The sequence below is a fragment of the Photobacterium toruni genome (genome assembly GCF_024529955.1).
Lineage (GTDB): Bacteria > Pseudomonadota > Gammaproteobacteria > Enterobacterales > Vibrionaceae > Photobacterium > Photobacterium toruni.
In genome coordinates this window covers 939,764-955,941 of the sequence record NZ_AP024855.1, presented here as the reverse complement: position 1 = coordinate 955,941, position 16,178 = coordinate 939,764, and the positions used below count along the sequence as shown (strand labels likewise).

The 16,178-nt window shown below is 37.0% G+C and carries 14 protein-coding genes; 7 read left to right on the top strand and 7 right to left on the bottom strand.

The window, feature by feature from the left end:
* Nucleotides 1–42: 42 nt before the first annotated feature.
* On the bottom strand, nt 43–453 hold the full coding sequence (locus OC457_RS18420) for a YgiW/YdeI family stress tolerance OB fold protein (protein ID WP_080173936.1): 411 nt from the start codon (nt 451–453) through the stop codon (nt 43–45).
* A gap of 131 nt (nt 454–584) precedes the next feature.
* Complete coding sequence (locus tag OC457_RS18415) at nt 585–1,190, bottom strand: TetR/AcrR family transcriptional regulator (protein WP_080173937.1); 606 nt, start codon at nt 1,188–1,190, stop codon at nt 585–587.
* A gap of 174 nt (nt 1,191–1,364) precedes the next feature.
* Between OC457_RS18415 and OC457_RS18410 the strand changes: the two genes are divergently transcribed.
* The gene (locus OC457_RS18410; protein ID WP_370737958.1) at nt 1,365–2,480 is read left to right on the top strand and encodes an efflux RND transporter periplasmic adaptor subunit; all 1,116 of its coding nucleotides are present in this window, start codon (nt 1,365–1,367) and stop codon (nt 2,478–2,480) included.
* 3 nt (nt 2,481–2,483) lie between these two features.
* Nucleotides 2,484–5,534: an efflux RND transporter permease subunit gene (locus tag OC457_RS18405; protein WP_080173938.1), complete on the top strand. Its 3,051-nt coding sequence runs from the start codon at nt 2,484–2,486 to the stop codon at nt 5,532–5,534.
* An 85-nt stretch (nt 5,535–5,619) separates the two neighbouring features.
* On the opposite strand, the gene OC457_RS18400 is transcribed toward OC457_RS18405, so the two are convergent.
* A complete protein-coding gene (locus tag OC457_RS18400) occupies nt 5,620–6,198 on the bottom strand; it encodes a TetR/AcrR family transcriptional regulator (protein ID WP_080173939.1) in 579 nt (192 codons plus the stop codon).
* Nucleotides 6,199–6,322: 124 nt separating this feature from the next.
* On the opposite strand from OC457_RS18400, the gene OC457_RS18395 reads away from it, so the two are divergent.
* The 5 genes from OC457_RS18395 to OC457_RS18375 all read left to right on the top strand — a co-directional run bounded on the left by OC457_RS18395 (nt 6,323) and on the right by OC457_RS18375 (nt 12,025).
* Complete coding sequence (locus OC457_RS18395) at nt 6,323–7,366, top strand: alkene reductase (protein ID WP_080173940.1); 1,044 nt, start codon at nt 6,323–6,325, stop codon at nt 7,364–7,366.
* A 165-nt stretch (nt 7,367–7,531) separates the two neighbouring features.
* The gene (locus tag OC457_RS18390; RefSeq protein ID WP_080173941.1) at nt 7,532–8,410 is read left to right on the top strand and encodes a phospholipase A; all 879 of its coding nucleotides are present in this window, start codon (nt 7,532–7,534) and stop codon (nt 8,408–8,410) included.
* Between the two features lie 257 nt (nt 8,411–8,667).
* A complete protein-coding gene (locus tag OC457_RS18385) occupies nt 8,668–9,384 on the top strand; it encodes a LuxR family transcriptional regulator (protein WP_235866905.1) in 717 nt (238 codons plus the stop codon).
* Nucleotides 9,385–9,673: 289 nt separating this feature from the next.
* Entirely contained in the window at nt 9,674–11,599 is a 1,926-nt protein-coding gene (locus tag OC457_RS18380) for a RecQ family ATP-dependent DNA helicase (RefSeq protein ID WP_080173942.1), read from the top strand.
* Between the two features lie 126 nt (nt 11,600–11,725).
* Entirely contained in the window at nt 11,726–12,025 is a 300-nt protein-coding gene (locus OC457_RS18375) for a DUF406 family protein (RefSeq protein WP_080173943.1), read from the top strand.
* 99 nt (nt 12,026–12,124) lie between these two features.
* On the opposite strand, the gene OC457_RS18370 is transcribed toward OC457_RS18375, so the two are convergent.
* From OC457_RS18370 to OC457_RS18355, 4 genes are all read right to left on the bottom strand, one after another.
* A complete protein-coding gene (locus OC457_RS18370; RefSeq protein WP_080173944.1) occupies nt 12,125–12,433 on the bottom strand; it encodes a DUF1496 domain-containing protein in 309 nt (102 codons plus the stop codon).
* 200 nt (nt 12,434–12,633) lie between these two features.
* Nucleotides 12,634–14,415: a class I poly(R)-hydroxyalkanoic acid synthase gene (gene phaC / locus OC457_RS18365; protein WP_080173945.1), complete on the bottom strand. Its 1,782-nt coding sequence runs from the start codon at nt 14,413–14,415 to the stop codon at nt 12,634–12,636.
* Between the two features lie 119 nt (nt 14,416–14,534).
* Entirely contained in the window at nt 14,535–14,885 is a 351-nt protein-coding gene (locus OC457_RS18360) for a phasin family protein (RefSeq protein WP_080173946.1), read from the bottom strand.
* 75 nt (nt 14,886–14,960) lie between these two features.
* Complete coding sequence (locus tag OC457_RS18355; RefSeq protein WP_080173947.1) at nt 14,961–16,166, bottom strand: acetyl-CoA C-acetyltransferase; 1,206 nt, start codon at nt 16,164–16,166, stop codon at nt 14,961–14,963.
* Between the last annotated feature and the right edge of the window lie 12 nt (nt 16,167–16,178).

The following is a 16,178-nucleotide window of genomic DNA, read 5'->3' as shown; positions in this document are numbered from 1 at the left end:
AAGCCAGTCATACTGGCTTTTTTTCGTTATGACTATTGTTAATTATTTAGCAAGAGTCACACTATCAACGTCAATTGTACGTACTGTCCAATCTTTATCTACTTCACCACGAATGATGATTTTAGTTGCTGGTGTTACTGTCATACCATGCCAATCTTTGTGATCGATCTCGATTTTCATTTCACCAGTTGCATCTTTGAACATGTAATCTTCTTTACCAATTGAAGATATAATATGACCAGTAAGCTCTACAGCTGCATTATCATCTGCTTGTGAAGCGGCTTTTACTGTGTTTAATACAGGAATAGCACTTGGACCATTAAAACCACCTTGGTTCTGAGCAAGTGGTGCAGCCTCTTGAGGGCCACTAAAACCGCCTTGATTAGATTGCTGTGCCGCCATTACTGACATTGATGAAAACACAAGAACTGAAGCTACAAGTAATTTTTTCATTCGTCTATCTTCCACAGAATTATTTAATGATGACATAATGTCTTAGGTATAATCGTTTGAAGTATAACGCTAAGCGATTAATTTCGAAATATTATTTAATCTCTATAAATGATAAATCACCTTTACAATATTTATGCTATTTCTTTGATCATATGTGACGCTAGAAAAACTGACACTATTGTTTCAATATTATCTTCCAGTACTTTGCCTTCACAATTTGGAGAGATGTTCATTACTTGCGGCCAAAAAAGCAGCCCTTGAAATAAGCTAATGTAAATATTCGTCAACAATATTACATTTTTATCAACCATACATTTAGCAGTAATCGCCTGCTGAAACCAATCCGTTATCGCTTTCGTACTGTATAAATCTTTAATCAAATTTAATGCTAATTCAGGTTGACGCAAAAACTCCATCACAATCGTACGTGATAATGCAATACCGTATGTTGAATACAGAATATCAGCTTCACGACGAGTAATTGCCGTCAATTGCTCTGTTAATGTTTTGGTAGGATCAAACTCATACTTAACATTTTCACTTACAGACTCTTGAATAATGGTGAGTACTGAAACAAATAACACCTCTTTACTCTCGAAGTGACGGTATAGCGTTCGTTTAGAGACCCCAGCTTCTGTTGAGATACGATCCATATTAGACGCTAAAAATCCATGCGTTATAAATTCTTCCTTGGCAGCTTCAATAATGGCTAAGTGTTTACGTTCAGTTTGCTTCATCCTTAAGAGATTCCCCATCGTGTTTTATTTCAGATTATGAGCGCAGTCTAACAATCTGAAACAAAAAAGTATACTTGCTAGTTTACAATTAACTTTTTATCACTAAAATGCACTTTAAGTTTGCTTTTTTGGCAATCAATGTAATTAACCAATTTAATGATAGTGGAGAACACGGTGAAAACTCATTCAGCAATGTCCAATGTGGCATCGTTAACAATTAATAAGCTGGCTGTTGCCATTAGCTTATCTTTAGCGGTCGTGATCTTGTCAGGATGTGATAGTCAAAAAGAAACAACTGTCACTGCACCTATCGTTAATCTTGCATTAACTGAAATTGTGATGCCAAAAGCAAATACAAACTTAAATTTTAATGGTGTGATCCGTTCTGCTGAACGCGCCGATTTATCCTTTCAAATTAATGGCCGAGTGAGTCATATTTTTGTTAATGAGGGTGATAAAGTCCATCAAGGTCAACTGCTGGCAAAATTAGATCCTAAAGATGCTCAAACAGCATTTTCAGCGGCACAACTTGAATTAAACAACGCTAAAAAAGATTACTTACGTGGAAAGGCAATTTATGAGAACTCACAAGCGATTGCAAAAAGTGATCTTGATGAACTACTAACACGCTACGATTTAGCACAAAATCGCCTTGAAGAAACAAAAAATCAGCTTGCTTATACCCAATTAAAAGCTCCTTTTTCAGGCATTATTGGTCGTAAGTTAATTGATAATCATGTGCAAATTCAAGCAAATAAATCAGTATTAACGTTACATAATCTTGATAATTTAGAAGTAGTGATCAATATCCCCGACACCATAATGCTAACAGGGATGCAATGTGATAAAGCCAATGCTGAAATCAATAATATTCCAGGACACTTATTACCATTAAGTTTACGCACTTATTCAACTCAAGCAGATCCTATTACACAGACGTTCTCTGTTGTATTAGGTATCGATGATTTAAAAGGGCTAAATATCTTGCCCGGTATGGCTGTCAAAGTATCGCCAAGTTTAACGGAGTGCCCAGAAGAAAATAATAACCCGCTAACAGTGCCATTAACCGCCGTTGTCCCTGATAACCAAAACAAACAATTTGTGTGGGTCGTCGGTATGAATAACATTGTTGAAAAACGTTATATCAAAGTGGGCACTATCAATAAAAATTGCATCACGGTTCCTTTTGGCCTTAAGGCTGGTGAGCGTATTGTTATTGCTGGCGTATCAAAATTAAAAAATGGTATGGAAATTCGCCCATACACAGACACAACTCAAAACGGAGTGTAATTAATGGATATCGCTCGCTATACCATAGCCAAGCGCACCAGTGTTTGGGTAATGATTGCTATCATTCTCATTGGTGGCTACATCAGCTATCTAAAATTAGGTCGTTTTGAAGATCCTGAATTTGTGATCCGTCAAGCTGTTATTATTACACCTTATGCGGGAGCAACAGCACAAGAAGTTTCTGATGAAGTCACTGATATTATTGAAGGTGCAGTACAATCATTACAAGAACTGAAAGAAGTTAAATCCGTATCTAAACAAGGTATGTCTGAAGTTACCGTTGAGATAAAACTTGAGTTTGCGAAAACCCAAGCAGACCTTCAACAAGTATGGGACAAATTACGCCGCAAAGTGGTGGATGCACAGCGTCAATTACCACCAGGTGCGGGCCCATCAATTGTTAATGATGACTTCTCTGACGTTTATGCATTGTTCTTTGCCGTAACCGGTGAAGGGTTTACTGATAAGCAACTATCAGATTATGTTGATAGCTTACGTCGTGAATTAGTACTTGTTCCCGGCGTTGCTAAAACAGCGACCCTAGCAGAGCAGCAAGAAACGATTTTTGTTGAATTCACCAGTGAGCGTTTAGCTAAGTTTGGGCTATCTGTCGATAATGTTCTATCGGTATTACAAAAACAAAACATTGTTAATGTCGCTGGTAGTTTAACCGCCAATGGAATGCGTATTCCTGTAATACCGACACCAAATGTAAATTCTTTTAATGACTTACGTAATCTACAAGTCGGAATTGGTGATAATCACACCGTATTGCATCTTAAAGATATAGCGACCGTTAAACGTGGCTATCAAGAACCAGCATCAATGTTGATGCGCTATAACGGTGAACGTGCAATTGGCTTTGGTATTTCTAACGTTACTGGTGGTAACGTGGTTGATATGGGTGATGCAGTTAAAGCTCGTATTGCTGAATTAGAAGGCCAACGTCCACTGGGTATAGAACTGAATGTTATCTCAATGCAATCAGATTCTGTGCGTGATTCAGTAACGAACTTTATTGATAATCTTATTGCAGCAGTCGTCATTGTATTTATTGTACTATTGCTGTTTATGGGGGTTCGCTCAGGCATCATTATTGGTTTTGTGTTAGTGCTCACTGTCGCAGGTACGCTATGTATCATGCTTATTGATGACATTGCAATGCAACGTATCTCTCTTGGCGCCCTGATTATTGCTCTGGGTATGCTGGTAGATAATGCCATAGTGGTTACTGACGGTATTTTAGTTCGTTTACAAAATGATGAAGATCGTGAAGTTGTTATTCCAGAAGTCGTTAATGCAACTAAATGGCCACTATTAGGCGGTACGGTTGTTGGTATCTGTGCGTTTAGTGCTATCGGCTTGTCACCATCAGATATGGGTGAATATGCCGGTTCGTTATTCTGGGTTATCCTTTACTCTATGCTTTTAAGTTGGCTCTTTGCAGTAACGGTGACGCCACTACTGTGTCACCAATTCCTAAAAGTTAAAGTGAAGACAGGTACGGATAAACCAAGCAAAGTTGTTATTGGTTATAAAGGCTTATTATCGTGGGTACTGCTTCATCGTAAAACAACTGGGCTATTGTTAGTCGCAACACTTGTCGGTGCAATGTGGGGAGTTAAATATGTTCCTCCAGGCTTTATGCCTGAATCACAACGCGCACAATTTGTGGTTGATGTTTACTTACCGCAAGGTACTGATATTCAAAATACACAAGCAATTGTGGCTAACATAGAACAAGATGTTAAACAAAAGCCAGGTATCAGTAATATCTCAAGCTTCATCGGTGGTGGCGGATTACGTTTCATGCTGACTTATGCACCAGAAGCTCGTAACCCAAGCTACGGTCAATTACTGATCGACATTGATGATTATCGTAATATTGCGCCATTATTAGTTGAACTTCAAAAAGAGCTTGATATTAAATACCCAGAAGCATCAATCAAAGTGTGGAAATTCATGCTTGGTCGAGGCGGCGGTAAGAAAATTGAAGCTGGCTTTAAAGGCCCTGATAGTAAGGTCTTACGTAACCTTGCAGAACAAGCTAAAACTATCATGCTAAATGATCCTAACTTAATCGCGGTTCAAGATGATTGGCGTCAGCAAGTTCCGGTAATAAAGCCAATATACTCAACGGAAAAGGCACAACGTTTTGGCTTAACTAATCAAGAAATAAGTCAGGCAATTGCTCAAACATTGACAGGCCGAAACATTGGTGTTTACCGCGAGGGCAATGATTTAATCCCGATCATTGTGCGAGCACCAGACAATGAACGTACTCATGAACGAGCGATTGAAAATACTGAAGTTTATAGCCGTATGGTCAATGGGTTAATTCCTGTAAGCCAATTAGTCGAGTCGGTTAACGTTGCTTGGGAAGATGCAATCCTACGCCGTATAAACCGTATTCCAACGATTCTGGTTCAAGCAGATCCTGCACCAGGAGTCTTTACTGCTGATGCTTTCAATGATCTACGCAGCAAAATAGAAGCAATTGAGTTACCACCAGGCTATGAGTTGACATGGTACGGTGAATATAAAGCGTCAAATGATGCTAATGAAGGTCTTGCAACATCAGCCCCTTACGGCTTTGCTGCAATGATTTTAGCCGTGATCTTTATGTTTAACGCGCTACGTCAACCATTAGTGATTTGGTTAACGGTACCTTTTGCTTTAGTGGGTGTCACTGTTGGCTTAGTTATTTTCCAAACGCCATTTGAATTTATGGCGATTCTGGGCTTCCTAAGTTTAATCGGTATGATGGTGAAAAATGCTATCGTATTAGTTGACCAAACCGATGTTGAAATCGCAGACGGTAAAACACCGTATCAGGCAATTATTGACTCAGCACTTAGTCGTGCACGTCCAGTCTTACTGGGTGCATTTACGACTATCTTAGGTGTTGCGCCATTATTGGTAGATCCATTCTTTAAGAGTATGGCAGTAACGATTATGTTTGGTCTGTTGTTTGCAACCATCCTGACATTAGTTGTGATTCCATTACTGTATGCAGTTTTGTTCCGCGTTAAAGTAGACACACCACAGCAATAAACAAGCGAAAAGGGAGTGACATCATTGATGCTCACTCCCTTTTTTTATCTGTTAAACGTTATAAACAACAACACTATTATTGAAATTATTTTTTAATATAATCAACAAGATCTGCAGCTAAACGTCGCAATACGCCTGAGTCTGGATGTGTATGAGACAATACACGAATACCATAAATACCCATCACTAAAAATTGTGCTAGCTGTTGGCTATCTCGCTGATTATCAATTTCATTATTTTGCTGTGCTAACGCAAGTTGCCCTGCCAATGCTTGCTGCCATTGTTTTAGCATGTCGCTGATAATATCCGCCACTTCAATATCTTGTTGAGCAAGTTCACTCAAGGCCTTTTGCAATAAACAATCTTTGATCTGTTCACGCTCACACTCATCAACAACATGTTCAAGGTAAGTTGTAATTGCTTTCATCACTGATGTTGATTGCGAAAACAAAGCCACAAACTGTGCATAGCGTTGATCGCTATAATGCTCTAATGCTGCTAATAGCAACCCTCGTTTGTTTTTAAAAGCGCAATAAATCGAGCCAGGATGAAGCCCTGTTGCCTGCTTTAAATCTTGCATACTGGTATTTTTATAACCTTTAGTTATAAAAATATCCATTGCCGATCGTAATACACAATCACGATCAAATTCAGCACTACGCATAATGACTCTCTTTTGCTTTAATTCATGCTAGTTTACTTAACATTGAGCAATCATTCAAAAAACTCTTGAATGATTGCTCAAATAAGTCTAATTTGAATGAGCATTCAAATTAGAGGTAAAAATCATGCTCGATACTCTATTTCATCCTTTTGTACTTAACGATACGCTTACATTAAAAAACCGTATCCTTATGGCGCCATTAACACGTTGTATGGCTGATGATAACCTTGTTCCAACACCAGCAATGGTTGATTATTATGCCCGTCGTGCAGATACCGGACTTATTATTTCAGAAGCTATTTTAATCAGGGCTGATGGTCAAGGTTACCCACATACTCCAGGATTATTTACTCCAGAACAAATTAACGGCTGGCGTAACGTAACAGAAGCTGTTCATAATAATGGCGGTAAAATCTTCGCACAATTATGGCACACAGGTCGTGTCGCTCATCCGTTCTTTTTTGGTGGTGAATATGTACTTGCCCCTTCAGCTATTGCGCTTGAAGGTACTTTACCAAGAATGCGAGAATTGACTTACACCATACCTAAACCTGCTACTAAATCAGACATTGAACAACTTATAACTGATTTTAGTCAAGCAGCAGCAAATGCCATTGATGCTGGTTTTGATGGCGTAGAAATTCATGGAGCAAATGGTTATTTGATCGATCAATTTCTACATTTCAGTACCAATGAACGTAAAGATGAATTTGGTGGAACACCTGAAAATATGGCTCGTTTTCCATTGGCCATTATTGATGCAATTAGCCAGCGTATTGGTCAAGATCGTACCGGTTTACGTTTATCACCAGGTGGCTACTTCAATATTGAAGGTGATGCGCGAGATCGAGCTGTATTTGATTATTTATTACCAGAAGTTGAAAAACGGTGTTTAGCTTATTTACATGTTGGTATTTTTGATGACAGCATGCATTTTGAATACCTTGATGGTAGCGTGTCACACTATATGCGTACGCATTATCAACGCACCTTAGTTGGTGTCGGTTGCTATAGCCCACAAACAGGCAGTAATGCAATCGAAGCAGGAAAATTTGATTTATTAGCTATTGGTCGTCCATTAATTGCTAATCCTGATTATATTCATAAAGTACAAACAGGTAAGCAACTTACGCCATATGACGATACAATGCTCACTCAATTAATCTAATACATTTTTTACGCCTTAATCTTATAATATTAAGGCGTTTATTTTACAGTTATTCATAATTTAGTTATAAATAACGAAAAATTATTATTTGCATTGGTATAGATAGACAAAAGCCCAGTTTAGCTCTTATGATAATAATAGCTAAAATAATAATGATAGAAAATAATGATGAATATCAAACAGCAGCAATCAACCAAAAAAATACTTTTGGTGAGTTTATTTCTCGCGGTAAGTAGTTATACCTCACAGGCTAATGCTGAAACAGCATTGCCTTCAACAGTAAATAATTCTTTAGATTATAGCAGCAGCAATAGCCTGCTTTTAGAGCAATATAAAGATAACTTTGTTCTACCTTTTTATTATACCCAGTCTCCAAATATCAAAGAATATCAATCAATTATACCGGAAGATGGTAAATTAAGTAAATATAATGTCAACTTTCAGATCAGCTTGAAATATCGCTTATTTTCAGGTCTTATTGATGATAATGACCAACTATATTTTGCTTATACTCAACGCTCAAATTGGCAAGCCTATGCATCGTCAGCATTCTTCCGTGATACAGAATATGAACCTTCTGTTTTCTGGACTTTTCCCACAAAAACAACGTATACCGATGGCTTTCACTATGCTGGTAGTACGTTAGGTTTAGTCCATCAATCTAATGGACGTGGAGGTGAACAAGAGCGCAGCTGGAATCGTGCATTTGTTGACATGACGTTCAAAAAAAATAACTTAACATTAAGTATTAAGCCATGGGCGCGGCTCGATTTCGGTGCTAAAGATTATAATAAAGATATCAATAACTATCTTGGCTATGGTCGTATCAGCATGAATTGGAATATTGATGGCAAAAGTATGATCACTTTTACCGTACGAAATGCACTTGAAAGTGGTTTCTCACGAGGTTATGAAAAAATCACCTTAAACTTCCCGATTTATAAACGTCTGCGTGGCTATTTAATATTTGAAAGTGGTTATGGTATTTCTATTTCAGACTACAATCATTACGATAATGCCGGTGGTATTGGTTTTTCATTTTAATTAGATGATTATATTTATCTCTAGTATTAAGTAGCATATAAACAATATGCATAAAATAACTAGAGATAAAAATCCTATTAATATAATAAGAATCTAATTGCTGAAAAATATATTAATCTCATCTTTAGCTTCTTATTTAGCAATTATTACTTTACTCTCACTATATTATATGTCTTTAATAGCACATCTATGCTATGAGATATTTATTCCTCTTATTTGCCATTACTATTAAAATAATTTATTGATAAAACTAGCCTGTGAATATTAATCAATCAACATACTTATCTGTACTCATTCAGACGCTATCATTAGCTCCCTATCCTGCTGGTTTAAAAACGAAAGATGGTGTTTTTGAATATGGCAATGAGGCTTATCGAAAACTCGTTAATGCACCACAAGATATTAAAGGATTAAAAGATAGTGATTTTCTCTGTGATACTGCCGCATTTCACGATATTTTTCTTGAACAAGATAAATTATCATTAACACAAAATAAAACCATCATGACCATTGATGTGCACAATTACGCTGATGGACTGGATGCATATGTATTTACTAAACAACCCATTTTTATTAATGGCGTACCTTGGGGGGTTCAATTTACAGCAAATAAAGTAAAAGATTTAATAAATATGACGTCGTTTATAGAGGTACTTGCTGCTGGTAAATCAAATCTATCATTTAATACACCCCATCCTTTAGCTCCTAAATTAACATCATCTCAAGAAATTGTATTATTTTGGTTATTACGAGGACGACAAACGAAACAAATAGCACAACTTATTCATCGAACCCCTAAAGCCGTAGAAAAACACATCGCAAATTTAGTTTCTCGATTTTCTTGCTATGGTATTTCAAGTCGCACTGGATTAATTGAATATGCGCGTGGTAATGGTTGGTTAGCATTAATACCTGCACAACTGTTTAAAACGTCAATGTCTATTATTATCAATAATGATCAACCGAGTAATTAAGATTAAAAGTTACAGTAACTTAAGCAAGGGATTGTTTAGTTACATTAAATTGAAGCTATCATTTGTCAATTATTACTCATCTTATCATTAATCATTTATACGCCTAACAATCAGCTTAAAATTAATATTAACAGATCATACTCAACAATTTTAATGCAACAACGCATTTATCACATTTTAAATGAGAATAACCGTACCAGAAATAACGCCACTTTTGCTGCTCTTTTTATCTTTCCGCAAATCAATACGGTATGATAACTGCCAATCAATGGTTAGCGGGTATTAAGATATGTATCATCAAACACTTAAAAAATATTTTGGCTTTGATTCTTTACGTTTAGGACAAGAGGAAGTCATTACCCGTGTTCTCAATGGGCATTCTGCTGCCGCAATATTTCCGACAGGTTCGGGAAAATCGTTATGTTATCAGTTACCTGCAATTGAATTGCCTCATCTTACTTTAGTTATCTCGCCATTATTAGCATTAATGAAAGATCAACTCGATTTTTTAGCAACAAAAGGCATTCCTGCCGCTTCTATTGATTCCAGCCAAACTTGGCAGCAAACGCAACAAGTCATGCAACAAATTCGTCAAGGCGAAATCAAAGTATTAATGATTTCAGTTGAACGACTAAAAAACGAACGCTTTCGCCACTTTATTAGTCAAATTGCAATTTCATTATTAGTTGTTGATGAAGCACACTGTATTTCAGAATGGGGGCATAATTTCCGCCCCGATTACCTGAAATTACCACACTATCAACAAGCCTTAAATATTCCACAAGTGTTATTACTTACAGCAACAGCAACCCCTGCAGTTATTCAAGATATGCAGGATAAATTTGCGATTGCTAAAGATAATATTATTGTGACGGGTTTTTACCGCGATAACCTTGATTTAACGGTATTAGCAGCAGATGAAGATGAAAAAATAGATACCCTTAAACATCAACTTTCTCAGCGAAGTAATGAACCATCAATTGTTTATGTCACCTTACAGCACACAGCAGAGCAAGTCGCCGATGCACTTACTCGCAATCACTTTCCTGCGCAAGCTTACCATGCTGGAATGGACGCCGATCACCGTCAGACTATTCAACAACAATTTATGAATGGCGAAATCAATTGTATTGTAGCAACCATTGCTTTTGGTATGGGAATTGATAAGTCTAATATTCGCCAAGTAATTCATTTTGATTTACCCAAATCAATCGAGAATTACAGTCAAGAAATTGGACGAGCAGGACGAGACGGTGAAATATCACAATGTACTGTTATCGCAAATAAATCAGGATTAAATGTATTAGAAAATTTTGTTTTTGGTGATACTCCCGACCGCAGTGCAATTGCTTATATTTTGCATGAAATACAAGCACAAGATCAGCAATGGGAAATCATGAGTGGCCGTCTATCAAAAGACAGTAATATTCGTTTATTACCGCTCAAAACATTATTGGTCTATCTTGAAATTCGCCATATTATTGAGCCTATGTTCACTTATTTTGCCGATTACCGCTACAAAATGAATGTGTCTCAATATGAGATTGCTCAACGCTTTCAAGGTGAACATCGTCAGTTTATTGAAACCATTTTTGCGTGCTCACCCAAAGCACGAGTTTGGCATACGTTAGATATGGATGCATTATGGCAGGGCTACCAAGTTGATAGAAAACGGGTTGTCGCAGCGATTGATTATTTGCATGAGCAAGGTTGGATCACCCTTGAAAGTAAGCAAATGACTGATGTTTATCGTATTAATCAACATCAATTTAATATCGAAACGGAAACAGAAGCGTTATATCAATTATTTCAACAAAAAGAACACAGCGAAATTAATCGTATTGAAAATATGATTGCCTTTTTTGAAAGTAAAAATTGTTTAAGCCATAAATTAGCCAGCTATTTTGCAGATCATCATGCACCTAAACAGTGTGGTCATTGCTCTGTTTGCCGTGGTAAATCCATTACCTTACCAGCATTACCTTCACTGCCCGAGATCAGCGATCAACAAATAATGATGTGGACTGATAGCTTTATTCTACGCAATGATAGTACTCCCTCAATAGCCGCTATCACCCGCTTTTTGCATGGTATGAGTACGCCATTAAATAGCAAAATAAAAGCCAAGCAATTGGAGGGATTTGGAATATTAGAAGCCTATCCTTTTCAACAAACCTTTGCCCATATTTGTCGCTTATACAGCCATAATAGTTGAAAAAACCATCATTAATTAAATCAATTTATTACTTTAATTGCTAAAAACTGACTTTTCATATTAATAAATAGCGATCTGACTTACATCGCTTTAAAATACATAAATTAACTAATAGGAAGTAAAGTTATGACTACAGAAAATCAAGAATACCAACCATGTGACGCTTGTGGTGTTTCAGCTGAAATGGGCTTTATGATCAAAGAAAATGATGATATTGCTGATGTACAGATTTTTGCTAAGGGCAAAACTGCATTGGAATTAGAACTTGCGAATTACCTAGCACTAGCACAACAAGTTAATGCTAATTTTAAAGTAGAAACAACACCAGTTGATGAAACAAGTACAGAATTAACAGCTCGAATCCAATTTGAATGTAGTGCTGAAAAATTAATTTTTGAACTTAAAAGCCGCTCTCTAGCGAAATAATTTATCAAATAAGCGGTGATTACCGCTTTGATAGCCAATAAAGCCAGTAAACAATCGTATCTTGTAATTAACGCAAAATACAATCTGATACTGGCTTTATTATTTATTCTTGGCAGCAGTTACAGACGTAGAAACAGCCTGACGCACGCCCCATTTTAAAGGACCATTTAACTCAATCTCTTGTGCCGGAATACATTCCAAAACAATATTACCAGTAGTGATAACGGCCCCTAATGAGTATCCTTCTCCTGCGTACAAGCAATAACGTTGTGATAATGTATTTAACTGAAGTTCAGTCATGGGTTGAATCACTGCTATATTCTCAGTGCTATATTGCTTAGCATGGCTTATCACAACAAACCCGATAATACCGATAATCACTAACCATCCCCGCTTTAAAAAACGCATGATCTATCCTTATATGCTGTTATTCACATCTGTCATTTATATCAATGATTCATCGTCATGACACGATTAAGAATACTAATCACAATAAGTTTCTTAATGAATAGATTAGTATAATCAATAAACAAGAAGATATTATCTTTACTAAACAACAGATAAAAAAAAAGCCCAGAATCATCTGGGCTTAAAATATACTACTGCAATTAAGATTCAGAAAGTGGTAATACTTGCTTCACATAATCACCAGGGGCAACGCATAACGGAACATAAGTTTCATTACCCATTGCGCGTGGCGGTACTTGCTCAGCAGGACTAAATTCTGTTAACCATACATTCCAATGCGTCCACCAAGAACCTTCTTGACGTTTTGCACCTGCGAACCAAACATCTGCATTTTCTTCTTTGCTATCATTAACCCAGAAGCCATATTTATTCTTCTGAGGATGATTCACAATACCTGCAATATGGCCTGATTCACCTAAAACAAATGTTGATTTACCACCTAATTGTTTAGCACCACGGTAAGTACCTTGCCATAAAGCAATATGATCTTCTTGTGTAGAAATAAAGTATGTAGGTACTTTAATCTTACTCAAATCAATATACACACCGCCAACTTTATAGCCTTTATTTTCAACTAATTTATTATCTAAGTAGAACTGACGTAACAATGTATTGTGGCATTTAGCCGCAACATTCGTACTATCACCATTCCAATAGAGTAAATCAAAATCAATTAAGCTATTGCCTTTCAGATAGTTATTAACGTAATAGTTCCAATACAAACTATTTTCACGTAATAAACTAAATGTCACGCTCAGCGAACGTCCATCCATGTAACCCGCAGCATTATTTTGAGCTTCAATTGCCGAAATAATAGGATCGTTGATGTAAGCACCAATTTCACCAGGCTGAGAGAAATCTAATAGTGTCGTAAAGAATGACGCTGATTTAATACGATTACGCATACGTTTAGCAGCATAATATGCTAATGTTGTTGCTAATAACGTACCACCAATACAATAACCAGCAGTATTAATGTGTTTTTGACCCGTAATATCTTCTACAGCATCAACCGCTTTAACAACACCATCTAAGACATAATCTTCAAAATCAATATCTTTTAGCGATACATCAGGATTGCGCCACGACATCATAAATACTGTATGCCCTTGCTCAACAAGCCAACGCACCATTGAGTTATGCTCTCGCAAATCAAGAATATAGTATTTATTAATAAACGGTGGTACAACCAATAATGGCGTTTTATTTACAGCTTCGGTCAGTGGTTTATATTGAATTAATTCAAATAATTCATTTTTAAAAACCACCTCTCCTTCAGTGTTAGCAATACTGACACCAAGTTCAAATGCACCATCATTAGTCATTCGAATTTTTAATACATCAGCACTACTTTGTAGATCTTCTTGTAACAATTCCATCCCTTTAATCAAATTTTCACCATTTGTTTCAACGGTCAATTTGGCTAATTCAGGATTGGTTGTAACAAAATTAGTCGGTGACATTGCATTGATAGCTTGACGAGAGAAATAGCCTAAGCGTTCTTTCGCTTTTTCATCTACACCTTCAATAGAATCAATGGTTTCACGCATTGTATTACTGAATAGTAAATATGATTGCTTAATATAATTATAAAAAGCTTCATTTTCCCATGCAGGATCATTAAAGCGTTTGTCATCTTTTGCAGGCTTAATAAAGGCGCTTTCTGCTGTCGTATTACCGATTGCAACATTTTGCCAAATCTTAACTTGATTTTCCCACCAATCCATTTGGACTTTAACTAAAGCTTCAGGCTGAGCAACTGCTTTTTCTAAAAATTCAGTCGCATCTTCCAAGTTAATATCATTAAGTGCTTTAGTTACTGGGGTATTCATGGCTGCCTTGCCGGAGTCTAACTCCTTCCACCATAACTGGTTCATATCTTGGAGCTTGGCAAAGTAGTCCGAAAAGAAGTGATTGTTCATAACAAAAACCCTGTACTTGGACTAAGTAATCAGCCATATAATCATCTTATATGGCTGATTGATATAAGTTTTAGATAATTACGCAGTGACTAAGCACAGCGTAATATACCGTTACTTACTTAAATGGCAGGTGTTGCTTGTTTAACATTCTCTGCAACAAACTCTTCAACTTCAGTTTTAAAGCTTTGTGCTACAGAAGAAAATTTATTGCTATCATCAAGAAGCTGTTGAGAAAGCTTAGTAAGTGTCTCAAGCTGCTGACCATTAAATGCTGTTAGTGACTGAATATCTTTTACTTCACTTACTGCTTTAAGTTGCTTCAAGCCAAGATCGCTATAAGCACGAACAGCAGACAATTGAAGCTCAGTTAATTGCTCAACATTTTTAGCAAATACTTTGTTGAATTTCGCGTATGGTGCTAGTGTTTTTTCTGTTTGCTCAGAAAAAGATTTAAACATTTCCGTATACATAAAACATTCCTCATTGATAGTAATAAAAGTGTGGCCTAATAAGTAGTACCACACTGATTGTATTAGTTTATTTACTTACACACGTTTTAAAATAACTGCAGTACCCATACCGCCACCTACACACAATGTTGCCATGCCGTATTTATCATCACGACGGCGCATTTCATGTAATAAGCTAACAAGGATACGGCTACCAGATGCACCTAGAGGGTGACCCAGAGCAATTGCACCACCATTTACATTCGCACGTTCAACTAAATCTTCCACTTTCGTGCCAGTTTCTCTAGCGACTTCATGGAATACACCTAATGCTTGACCAGCAAAGGCTTCGTTAAATTCAAGAAGATCAATATCTTCAATTGAAAGATTTGCTTTTTCTAAGGCTTTAATTACCGCAGGAACAGGACCTAAGCCCATGATCTCAGGCGCAACACCAGCTTGAGCATAGCTTTCAACTTCTGCTAACGGTGTTAAATTATATTTAGCAACAGCAGCTTCTGATGCAACAATAATTGCACTTGCACCATCGTTAATACCAGAAGCATTACCCGCAGTAACAGACCCATCACGATTAAAAGCAGGACGAAGCTTAGCAAGATCATCAATAGAAGCATTGGCTTTTGGATATTCGTCAGTATCGACAATCACTGTTTCACGACGACTAACGACTTCTACAGGACAAATTTCAGCAACAAAGCGTCCTTGTTCAATCGCAGCTACTGCTTTTTGTTGACTAGCAAGTGCAAAGTTATCTTGCTGCTCACGTGTTAAACCAACTTTTTCCACCACATTTTCAGCAGTAACACCCATATGGTAGTTATTAAATACGTCAGTTAAACCATCAGCAATTAAAAGATCTGTTAGCTCAAGGTTACCCATTTTTTGACCATCACGGATCTTTGATGATGCACAAAACGGAATTTGAGACATATTTTCAGCACCAGCAGCAATCACAAGATCTGCATCACCCGCTTTGATATGAGCAGCAGCATCCATCAATGCTTTCATACCACTACCACAAACCATGTTAAGCGAGTAAGCTGGCACTTCATTGGGTAAACCAGCATAAATAGCAGCTTGACGCCCAGGACCCATACCTTGACCTGCACCAACGACATTACCTAAAATAACTTCATCAATCGCATCTGCTGGAACGTCGATTTGCGCTAATGCACCTTTAATTGCAACCGCTCCGAGTTGTGCTGCAGAAACTGATTTTAGCGCACCATTAAAACTACCGATTGGGGTACGTTTTGCGGCAACAATGTATACCTTAGCCATATTTTGCATCCT